At 71.5% G+C, this 9,950-nt stretch carries 10 protein-coding genes, 3 pseudogenes and 1 riboswitch; of the genes and pseudogenes, 1 reads left to right on the top strand and 12 read right to left on the bottom strand.

Features of this window, described 5'->3' with window-relative positions; all coding sequences use genetic code 11:
* From AC08OT_RS15540 to AC08OT_RS15590, 11 genes and pseudogenes are all read right to left on the bottom strand, one after another.
* A partial coding sequence (locus tag AC08OT_RS15540) for a pyridoxamine 5'-phosphate oxidase family protein (RefSeq protein ID WP_476602962.1) occupies window positions 1-459 on the bottom strand: 459 nt, incomplete at its 3' end.
* Between the two features lie 201 nt (window positions 460-660).
* Entirely contained in the window at window positions 661-1,356 is a 696-nt protein-coding gene (locus AC08OT_RS15545) for a GNAT family N-acetyltransferase (RefSeq protein ID WP_476594273.1), read from the bottom strand.
* A 71-nt stretch (window positions 1,357-1,427) separates the two neighbouring features.
* Entirely contained in the window at window positions 1,428-2,345 is a 918-nt protein-coding gene (locus AC08OT_RS15550; protein ID WP_476594269.1) for an NADP-dependent oxidoreductase, read from the bottom strand.
* Between the two features lie 322 nt (window positions 2,346-2,667).
* Window positions 2,668-3,669 carry an LLM class flavin-dependent oxidoreductase gene (locus tag AC08OT_RS15555; protein WP_476594270.1) on the bottom strand — a complete coding sequence of 334 codons (1,002 nt, stop codon included), beginning with the start codon at window positions 3,667-3,669 and terminating at the stop codon, window positions 2,668-2,670.
* Between the two features lie 92 nt (window positions 3,670-3,761).
* A pseudogene (locus tag AC08OT_RS15560) lies at window positions 3,762-3,878 on the bottom strand (LLM class flavin-dependent oxidoreductase); the annotation flags it as partial.
* A gap of 31 nt (window positions 3,879-3,909) precedes the next feature.
* Window positions 3,910-4,314 carry an ATP-binding cassette domain-containing protein gene (locus AC08OT_RS15565; protein WP_476594271.1) on the bottom strand — a complete coding sequence of 135 codons (405 nt, stop codon included), beginning with the start codon at window positions 4,312-4,314 and terminating at the stop codon, window positions 3,910-3,912.
* A gap of 160 nt (window positions 4,315-4,474) precedes the next feature.
* Window positions 4,475-4,732, bottom strand: a pseudogene (locus AC08OT_RS15570) (ATP-binding cassette domain-containing protein); the annotation flags it as partial.
* A 282-nt stretch (window positions 4,733-5,014) separates the two neighbouring features.
* Entirely contained in the window at window positions 5,015-6,388 is a 1,374-nt protein-coding gene (locus AC08OT_RS15575; protein WP_476594272.1) for an ABC transporter substrate-binding protein, read from the bottom strand.
* Between the two features lie 311 nt (window positions 6,389-6,699).
* Complete coding sequence (locus tag AC08OT_RS15580; RefSeq protein WP_476602963.1) at window positions 6,700-6,885, bottom strand: putative leader peptide; 186 nt, start codon at window positions 6,883-6,885, stop codon at window positions 6,700-6,702.
* A 34-nt stretch (window positions 6,886-6,919) separates the two neighbouring features.
* Window positions 6,920-7,030: riboswitch (SAM riboswitch) on the bottom strand.
* 129 nt (window positions 7,031-7,159) lie between these two features.
* Entirely contained in the window at window positions 7,160-8,458 is a 1,299-nt protein-coding gene (locus tag AC08OT_RS15585) for a bifunctional o-acetylhomoserine/o-acetylserine sulfhydrylase (RefSeq protein WP_476594725.1), read from the bottom strand.
* Window positions 8,455-8,868 (bottom strand): 2OG-Fe(II) oxygenase family protein, encoded by a 414-nt coding sequence (locus AC08OT_RS15590; RefSeq protein WP_476594726.1) that lies wholly within the window; start codon window positions 8,866-8,868, stop codon window positions 8,455-8,457. Before AC08OT_RS15590 ends, AC08OT_RS15585 begins: the two co-directional genes overlap by 4 nt.
* 52 nt (window positions 8,869-8,920) lie before the next feature.
* On the opposite strand from AC08OT_RS15590, the gene AC08OT_RS15595 reads away from it, so the two are divergent.
* Window positions 8,921-9,130 carry a hypothetical protein gene (locus tag AC08OT_RS15595; RefSeq protein ID WP_476594727.1) on the top strand — a complete coding sequence of 70 codons (210 nt, stop codon included), beginning with the start codon at window positions 8,921-8,923 and terminating at the stop codon, window positions 9,128-9,130.
* Between the two features lie 126 nt (window positions 9,131-9,256).
* Here AC08OT_RS15595 and AC08OT_RS15600 read toward each other — a convergent pair.
* Window positions 9,257-9,619, bottom strand: a pseudogene (locus AC08OT_RS15600) (2-oxoglutarate and iron-dependent oxygenase domain-containing protein); the annotation flags it as partial.
* Window positions 9,620-9,950: the final 331 nt, after the last annotated feature.

Consider the following 9,950-nt stretch of genomic DNA (forward strand, 5'->3'; position numbering starts at 1 on the left):
TGGCTTGAGTCCCGTCCGCTCGAGCCTGGCCAGCGTGCCCGGGTCGGTGACGGACACGGCCTTCCCGCTGATCAGGACGCTCCAGCCGCTGCGGGACGCCGGATCGCGCCCGTCGACCTCGAAGCTAACCGCGTCCTCCTCGATCGCGGCGGTTAGCTTCGAGCCCACGGCCGTCCGGAAGGCCACCGCCTCCCCGTCCATCACGTAGTTCACCGGCAGCACGAGGACCTCCCCGTCCGCCCGGAACGCCACCCGGCCGAGCTGCTCGTTCCCGAGCAGCCACAGGCAGGTTGCGGGGGACAGCACCCCGCCACCGGCATGGTCGAAGGCGAATGCCACCCTGATGCTGGTCCCGGTGGTCTGGGTCGGTGTCTGCGTCGTGGGCATGGCCAGCTCGGTCCGATCGGTCGGTGAAGCCACGGTGACGAGCGCCGGCGCGCCCGCGTTCGGCGGGGTCATCGCGTCATCCCCCTCGTTCTGGGTCGTCGGCGTACCTCCACTTCTGAACGGTAGTCGGACGGGGCGAGCGCGGGCAGGGCCGGTCGTCGCGCCGGCGCGGGTCGTCCGACCGGGGGGATAGCCTGCCGGTGGTCCGCACCGGCCCGCGGGGAAGGCGTTCGCCACGCGGGCCGGTGCGGTGGTTACGCGGCCGGGCGGTGGTTACGCGGCCGGCTCGATATCCGGTATCTGCGCGGCGCGGAACGTCACCTCACGCCGCAGCCGGAACCCGAGCGACTCGTAGAGCCGGATCGCGTTCGTGTTGGTCGCCGCGGCGTGCAGGAACGGTGTTTCCCCGCGGGCCCGGATGCCCGCGGCGACCGCGCGGACGAGCCGGGTCGCGAGGCCTTGGCCCCGGTGGCCCGCGTCCGTGCAGACGGCGCTGATCTCGGTCCAGCCGGGCGGGTGCAGCCGTTCCCCGGCCATCGCCACCAGCGTGCCGTCCCGCCGGATGCCGAGGTACGTGCCGAGCTCGATCGTGCGGGGCAGGAACGGCCCGGGTTTGGTGCGTTCGACCAGCGCGAGCATCTCCGGCACGTCCGCGGGCCCCAGCCGCACGGCCTCCTCGTCCGGGAACGCGTCGACCCCCTCGTCCACGAGCTGCGCGCCGTCGAAGCTTGCCTCTTCCCAGCCGGGCGGCGGGGAAGCGTCGATGCCGGTGAACGGCACGATCGCGCCCGGGCCGAGCAGCGCTGCGGCGTTGCGCCAGGTGCCCTCGTCGGGCACGTCCGGCAGGGCGACGAACGGTGACACGTTGACCGGGTAGCGCAGCACGTCACCGACCCGCTCGGCGAAATGCGCGTGCGGACCCAGGAGGGAGGAACGGACGGGGTTGTTCAGCACGTGCTGGCCGGTCACGTGCCGCCTGGGCTCCTGCCGGTCGGGGACATGCCAGTCGGGGACATGGCGTCGGGGAACGGCAAGCTCGGTCACGCGGCGACCTCGATCACGATCTTGCCGCGGGCGTGGCCGTTCTCCACCGCGCGCAGCGCCGCCGGGGCTTGGTCCAGCGGGGAGGTTGCGGTCACGAGCGGGTCCAGCGCGCCGTCCACGACCAGCTGGGCGACCGCGTCGAGCACGCGGCTGTCCCGGGCCCGCTGGACCGTCGTCCCGCCGTGCCGGTCGCTCGCCCCGGACAAGGCTGTGACGAGCTTCGACCGGTCCGCGAGGACCTCGACGACGTCGTCCAGCGTCTCGCCCCCGACGAGATCGTAGATTCCGTCGACCCCCCAGGGCGCGGCGGCCCGCACCCGGTCCGCGATGCCGGGGCCCGGCTCGACGTGCGCGATGCCGAGGGCCTCGACGAAGTCCTTCTTGCCGGCGCTCGCGGTGCCGACGACCGTCAGGCCCGCCTGCCGGGCGATCTGCGCGGCGGCCACTCCCACGCCGCCACCCACACCGGTGATTAGCAGGGTGGCGCCGGGCGGCAGGGCCAGCTGGTGCACGCCGTCGTAGGCGGTCGCCGCCGCGACCGGCAGCGTCGCCGCGGCCACGAAGGACACCGCGGCCGGCTTGCACGCGCTCTCCCCGGCAGTCAGCACCGTGTACTCGGCGTAGCCACCGCCCGGCGCGCTGCCGAACACCTCGTCGCCGATGGCGAATCCGTCGACGTCCGGGCCCACCTGCGTCACCACGCCGGCGGCCTCCACTCCGAGTACGACCGGAAACACGGCTGGCGGGGCGGCCGGCAGCCGCAGGCCGCCCCGCAGCTTCCAGTCCACGGGGTTGACCCCGGCGGCACGTACCGCGATCGTGAGCTGACCCGGCCCGGCCACCGGGATCGGGAGGTCGGCGAATGCCTCCACCTCCGGACCGCCGTGGTCGCTGTAGACGTACGCCTTCGGCACCACAACCACCGTTCCCTTCGCCGTTTCCCCTGGCCGTCCCGCCGCGCCGAGACCTCCGCGATATCCGCGATCGGCGTCTACGCCGACCGCGGTCACCTACAACACCGGGCCGGGCCGCCACCTTCCGGCGGTGGCCGGCACCGGGGCGGCGGCGCCTGCCGCGGTCAGGCCGATAGTCAGATTCTGGTTCTGTTCGACGTCGAAGAAGGGCCGAAGAAGATCGAAGGAGGTCAGGGAGGTCAGGGAGGTCAGGAGAGGCCTGGGAGGCCGGGAAAGGCCGGGAAAGGCCGGGGAGACCTGGGCAGGTGCGATCCCGGCCTACTCACGCCCGGCGTCGGCGCCACTCCTTGGTGAGCAACTCGTAGGACCGCACCCGGTCGGCGTGCTGGTGGGTGATCGTGGTGATGGCGAGCTCGTCGGCCCCGGTCGCCTGGGCCAGCTGCTCGAGCCGGTCGGCGACGGTTCGCGGGGACCCGACGAGCTGGGTGGTGACCCGGTCCTCGACGAGCGCGCGGTCGGCGTTGCTCCAGGCGTGCGCTGCGGCCTGCTCCGGGCTGGGGAACGGGATGGCCCCGGCGCCGGAACGGATGCTGCGGACCCACAGGCCGTAGCCGGCGGCCAGCCGTGCGGCGCTCGCATCGTCCTCCCCGACGACGACGTCCGCCGAGACCGACACGTACGGCTCGGCGAGTTCCGCCGATGGCCGGAACGCGGCCCGGTAGGCGTCGACGGCATCGAGCACGGTGCTGGGGCTGTGGTGGTAGGAGGCCGCGAACCGCAGCCCGCGCTCGCCGGCGACGGCGGCGCTCGATCCGCCGGATGCCCCGAGGATCCAGACCTGCACGTTCGCGCCCTCACCGGGGTAGGCGTGCGCCTGGAGGCCGTCGGCCGAGCGATAGGTTCCGCGCAGCAGCGCGAGGACGTCGTCGATCTGCTCGGCGTAGTCCGGGGTGTAGGCGCTCGGCTGCTGCAGCAGCGACAGCATAAGCCCCAGCCGCGACGAGCCGAGCAGCCCGCGGAAGTCGTAGCGCTTGGGGATCAGCAGGCCGTTCTCGGCCCGCTGCTCGATGCTGTGGTCCGCCCCGCCGAGCCCGGCGGAGTAGGCCGCCGCCGTCGAGATCAGGCTTCGTTCGGCTGCCGGGTCGTTCACCGGCCCGCCGGGCCCGGGGGCCGGCCGGCTGGGCGAGCGTCCGATCCCGAGGTCGAGGCGGCCCGGGTGCAGGGCGTCGATGAGGCCGAACTCCTCAACCACCGACAGCGGGGTGCGGTGTCCGGCCTGCACCCCGGCCGACTCGAGCCGGATGGTCCTCGTCGCTCCGGCCACCAGGGCGATGGCGACGGCGGGGGAGACGCCGAGGACGCCGGGATTGAGGTGACGCCGGGATTGAGGTGATGTTCCGCGAACCAGTAGCGTTCGTACCCGAACTCCTCCGCCCGCCGGGCCAGATCGACGGTGTTGCGCAGTGCTTCGCCGTTCGTGCCGCCATCACTGACCGGGACGAGGTCGAGGACGGCCAATGGGATCTCACTCATCGCGAACCTTTCAGGTCGGTCGGCTCGTCTCTCACTGTGGCTGTCCGGCGGCACCGTCGTCGGCGGGCCGGGGGCGCAGCGCCGCGCCGTCGAGGGTGGGGAGCGCGGCGAGCAGGCTGCGGGTGTACTCGTGGCGGGGGTTTGCGAACAGCTCCTCGACGTCTCCGGCTTCCACGACCCGCCCGTCCTTTATCACCAGGACCCGGTCGCTGACGTGGTAGATCACGCCGAGGTGATGGGAGATGAAGACGTAGGAGATCCCCAGCCGCGCCTGCAGATCGGCCAGCAGGTCGAGCACCTGCGCCTGGATGGAGACGTCGAGGGCGGAGACCGGCTCGTCGCAGATGATGACCCGCGGTCGCGGGGCGAGCGCCCGGGCGATCGCGACCCGTTGGCGCTGCCCCCCCGACAGCTGGCGCGGCCGGCGGTCGAGCACGCTCTCGTCCAGCCCGACCTGCTCGATCAGTTCGAGGACGCGGGCCCGGCGCGCGGCGCGCGGCGCGGCGAACCCCCTGCACCGCCAGCGGCTCGCTGATGATCTTCCGGACGGGGTGGCGGGGGTCGAATGAACTCAGCGGGTCCTGGTAGATCACCTGGATCCGCTGCCGCAGCCCGCGCCTGGTCCGCTCGTCGATCTCACGCCAGCTTGTGCCGTCGACGTCGACTGTGCCGGAGTCGGCCTGTTCGAGGTCCAGCAGTAGCCGGGCGGTCGTGGTCTTGCCCGACCCCGACTCGCCCACGACGCCGAGGGTCTCCCCGGTCCGCAGCCGCAGTGACACGTCGTCGACGGCGGTCAGCGTGCCGCGCCCCGGCACGGGAAACGTCTTCACCAGGTGTTTTGCCTCCAGCACCATCTCCGAGCCCACCACGGCCCGGGGCTGCGCGACCGGGCCACCGGGCGCCGGTGACAGCCGGGTCCCGTCCCACGACGGGACCGCGCACCCAGCGCGTCCGGTTCGCGGTGGACGTCGCGACAACGATCGATCCGACGAGCGCGAGCCCCACGCCGCTGGCAAGCAGCGCGAACGTCGGTCCGATCTGCTGGCCGATCGCCTCGGAAACCGGCATCCCCTGGTTGTAGGAATGACCGAGATCGCCGCGCAGTAGGTGCCCCAGATAGTCGAAGTACTGGACGATCAGCGGCTGGTCCAGCGCGTAGTCGGAGATGATCCGGGCCCTGATCTCCGGGGTGACCACCGCCTGTCCGATGATCGCGTCGATGATGCTGCCCGAGCGCAGGTGCAGGGCGAGGAACGTGAAGGTGACCGCGCCCCACAGCACACCGAGCGCAGCACCAACCCGCCGGAGGAACACCCACCCGAGATATCGTAGTTACCGGCCACGGCGTCCTTGGTGAACGCCGTGTACTCCGGGTTCGTCGTCCTGACCTCGATGCCGAGCTGCTTCGCAGCGGCCTGGATCTGGTCTGCGAGGGTGTCGCGCTGCTCCCGGGCGTACTGCTTGAGGAAGGGATGCGTGACGGTGAGGCGCGCGCCGTCCTTCGTCCGGTAGCCCTGGCCGTCCCGAGCGGTCCAGCCGGCCTCGTCGAGCAGCTGGTTGGCCTTTTTCGGGTTGAAGCCGTAGGACGACTCGATCGACTTGTCATAGCCGACCGTGGACGGCGACAGCGGGCCCTTCGCGGCCGGGAAGACGCCGAAGTACAGCTTGTCGACGATGGTCGCCCAGTCGATTCCCGCGCGGAAGGCCTCCCGGACCCGGACGTCGGCGAAGGGACCCTTGGCGGTGTTTGGGTAGTAGCTGTAGTTACCGCCCGGGGCCAACGCGGTCTGGAGCTGGAATCCGGGGGTCGACTTCAGCTGGCTCACGTTTACCGGCGGGACGCTGGCGATCGCGTCGATCTGGCCGCTGGTCAGCGCTCCGTAGCGGGACGAGTCCTCGGGGGTGACCTTGATCGAGAGCGCGTCGAGATAGGCGGCGCCGGTGTGCTTCGCCGTGGCGGGCGCCCACTTGTAGCCGGGATTGCGGGTGTAGTCGATGCCCCTGCCCTTGACGTAACCGCCGGTGCTGATGAAGGGACCGCTGCCGACGATCTTCGTGCACAGCGCCGACGGCGGCTGCCTGAGCGTGCTCGGCGCTTCGATGCCCAGGTAGGCCGTCGCCAGGGTGGGCAGGAAGGCCGAGGTCGGCGCGCTGAAGTGGACATCGACGTGGGTCGGGTCGACGACCGTCGTCCCGGTGTAGCCCGTGATCGTTCCGGCGGCGAGCTGCGACTTGGTGGCGGGCGCCACGATGTGGTCGAGGTTCGCCTTCACCGCCGCGTCATCGAACTTCTCGCCGTTGCTGAACGTCACATCGTCGCGCAACGTGAAGGAATACGTCTTCTGGTCCGCGGACACCGTCCACTTCATGGCCAGCCACGGGTGGATGGTGCCGTCGGTGCTCAGCGCCACGAGCGAGTCCAAGATCGACCGTGTGTAGAGACCGTCGATGTCGGCCGGGCTCTGGTGCGGATCGAGGCAGGCGCCGTCCGTGTTGCTGGCGAACGTCAACGTCCCCCCGCTTCTCGGGGTACCGGCGGCGCCGTCCGTGCCTGGCGCGCCATCGTCACTGGAGCCGCAGGCCCGAGCGCGAGCGCCACGGACAGGGCGGCGGCGAGCGTCAGGGGTACGCGTTTCCTGACGCCGAAGACCTTGCTGGACATCGGGTGTCGAGACTTCTTGTCGGGATGGCCGTCGGGCCGACCGTCGGCTGGCCGTCGGTGGTCGGCTGGTCGACGGCGTGCGGCAGGGCCAGCCGTCGGGGCCGTGCCGAGCAGGGCGGACGGTTGGTCGGCGGGACCGGACCGCCGTGGGCGGCGGTGTCAGCGACAGAGGCAGCTGGACGAACAGAGGCAGCTGGACGAACGGCGCAGGTCGATGGCTAGGCGGCGGGTCAGCCCCTGCCCGGACCCGCCCGCCCAGGGGCTGAGCACGTGGGCAACGGCTTGCGTCCCGCACCGGCATGCGAGCGTGAAGCGGCCACTGGCGTGGCGAGTCGCTCCCGACATCTCACAGCTCCCTCGGCTCAGGCCCGGGAGTACGGGCCCGCGCTTGCCGCACCCGGGGGCACGGCCGTGTCCTCATCCGGGGCACCCCTTCGCGAACGAGGGTTGCCGGTCAACAAGCCAGGGCTGAACGTTGGCGCTCGTGACAGCTCGGTCAACCATCAGCCAAGCGGCTGATCTGACAAACCTAGTAGGCAAATTAGTGGGGTAAGTAGAGTTTGTCGATAGAGCTAGTGAAATACTGGGCTCTTCGCAGTGCGGCGGATGCTGAATCCGGTCAGCGCCCCTTGGTCGCGCGGAAGCCCTTCTCCAGGTCGGCCAGGATGTCGTCGACCCCCTCGATGCCGACCGACAGGCGGATCAGCTCCTCGCTCACCCCGCTGTCGGCCTGCTCGGCGGGGGTGAGCTGGGCGTGGGTCGTGGACGCCGGATGAATCGCCAGCGAGCGGACGTCCCCGACGTTGGCGAGATGGCTGTGCAGTTCGAGGGCCTCGATGAACGCCCGCCCGGCGGCGCCACCACCGCGGATACCGAAGGCCAGCACGGCGCTGGCACCATCGGGCAGGTAGCGCCGGGCCGCCGGATACCAGCGGCTCGACGCCAGGCCCGGGTAGGCGACCCAGATCACCTCGTCCCGCTCGGACAACCACTGTGCCACCCGCAGCGCGCCCGCGCTGTGCCGCTCCATCCGTAGCGACAACGTCTCCAGCCCCTGGAGCAGCAGGAAGGCGTTCATCGGGGACAGGGCCGGGCCCAGGTCGCGCAGCAGCCGCGCGCGGGCCCGCACGATGTAGGCGGTCTCTGGGAACGCGTCGAGGAAGACCAGGCCGTGGTAGGCCGGATCCGGTGTGGTGAACCGCGGATAACGGCCGTTGCCCCAGTCGAAACGCCCGCCGTCGATGATGACACCGCCGATCGACGTCCCGTGCCCGCCGATGAACTTGGTGGCGGAGTGCACCACGATGTTGGCGCCGTGTTCGAGAGGGCGGCTCAGGTACGGCGACGCCAGGGTGTTGTCCACGATCAGCGGTACCCCCGCGGCGTGCCCCACCTCGGCGATCCTGGCGACGTCGAGAACGTTCCCACGGGGGTTGCCGATGGTCTCGCCGTAGAGCGCGGCGGTGTTCGGCCGGATCGCCGCGCGCCAGGCGTCGAGGTCGTCCGGGTCGTCGACGAAGGTGGTCTCGATCCCGAACTCCGCCAGCGTGTTCCTGAACAGCGCGTACGTCCCGCCGTACAGCGAGGTCGACGACACCAGGTGCGCCCCGGCGGCGGTGAGGTTCAGCACCGCCAGGGACTGGGCGGCCTGGCCGCTGGCGGTCGCCAGGGCCGCGACCCCGCCCTCCAGATCCGCGATGCGCTGTTCGAAGACGTCCTGCGTGGGGTTGACGACCCGGGTGTAGGTGAAGCCGACCTCGGCCAGCGAGAACAGCTCGGCCGCGTGCCGCGTGTCGTCGAACACGAAGGAGGTCGTCTGGTAGATCGGCACGGCGCGCGCGCCGGTCGCCGGGTCCGGGGCGGCTCCGGCGTGGAGCTGCCGGGTCTCGAAGCTCCGACCCGGGGGGATCGTCGTCACAGGGCTTTTCCTTTGGGTCCTTTGGGGTGCTCGGCGTCGGCGTCGGCGTAGTAGCGCCGCGCCACCTCGGGATGGCTGCGTAGCCAGCTCTTGAGGGTGTTCACCCCGTGCTGGGCGAAGATCGGATTGTGTGGATCGGGCGGGGGCGCGTCGGTGATCTGCCGGAGCAGCTCGCCCGGCAGCGGAACCGGTTCCAGGGTGGCCGACAGCCGCGGCCCGAAGAAGAACGCCACGGACACCCGCTCGTGGCCCGATGGTGGGTTGACGACCCGGTGCACGGTCGCCCGGTAGTAGCGCCGCGTCGCCAGCTCGAACATCTCGCCGATGTTGACGACGAACGCGCCGGGTTCCGGGACCGCGTCGATCCACCCGTCGGCCCCGTCCGCCACCTGCAGGCCGGCCGCCCCCACCGCCGGCTCGCCCGGCTCGCCCGGCCGGGGCCCGCTCCGGGAGCACGCGGACGTGGTCCTGGAGGACGAACGTGAGGAAGCCGCCGTCCTTGTGCGCCCCGACTCCCTGGTCGTAGCCGGCTCCCTGGTCGTAGCCGTCGCCGAAGCCGGGCGGCGCCGGTCGGTACCGGATCAGCTTCAGGTGCGAGCGCGGCTCGTCGGCGAAGGTCTGGTCGAGGTGATCGGCGGGCAGGCCCAGCGACTCGGCGAACGCCCGGACTAGCATCCGGCCCAGCCGGCCCAGCTCCGCCATGTAGGCGAGTACGGTGTCACGCACCTCAGGCAGGGCCGCGGGCCACTGGTTGGGACCGTCGAGGCGCAGGTAGACCGGATCGTCGGGGCCGAGGTCACGGGCCGGGCGCTCATCGGAGATGTCGATCTGTTCGCGGAGGTCGGGGCGGCCCCGGGTGATCTCGTGCCCGAGCCGGGTATACCCGCGGAAGTGCGGCGAGTGGATGTTCTCGATCTCCAGCTTCGACGCCTCGGGCAGCTGGAAGAACCGGCGGCTCACGTCGAGGATCGTGGTGGTGAGCGAGGCCGGGACGCCGTGTCCGGTCAGGTAGAAGAACCCCGGGCCGTGGCAGGCCTCGCGCAGGGCGGCGAGGAACTCACCTCGGTTCGTGGCGCCGGTCCGGAAGGGATCGATGTCGAGGGTGGGCAGCGTCCGGGCCGGGGCGACCCGGTTCGCCTGGTGGGCGAAGCCGCCTGTCATCGTCGGAATCCTCCCTGCGCCGCGGGCCTCATGCCGGGTTCGCCTTGACGGCTCGCGCGGCTGCTCGACACCGCCGCGCCCCCGAGACCCGCCGCGCCCCGGGAGTGTCCGTGACGTTCGTCCGCCCGTCGCCTGTCCCGCGCCAGGGTAGCGCCGCTACGGCGCAGCCGTGGGAGAACTACGAGCTGTTCCGGCGGCTGTGGCGCTCCGACCGGTGACCCGGCGGGGCCGGTTCCGCGCTCACGGCCACGACCCCGCCGATGGCTACCGGCACCGAGCCTGCCCTACAGCCGACCCGGTAACTCCCATGAGCCCGGTAACTCCCGCTAGG

Source organism: Frankia sp. CgJB1 (genome assembly GCF_977947065.1).

What these genes read in the sequence shown, in the direction of transcription:
- AC08OT_RS15580 (WP_476602963.1), bottom strand. Translation starts at nt 6,885, where the DNA reads ATGTCGGGAGCGACTCGCCACGCCAGTGGCCGCTTCACGCTCGCATGC.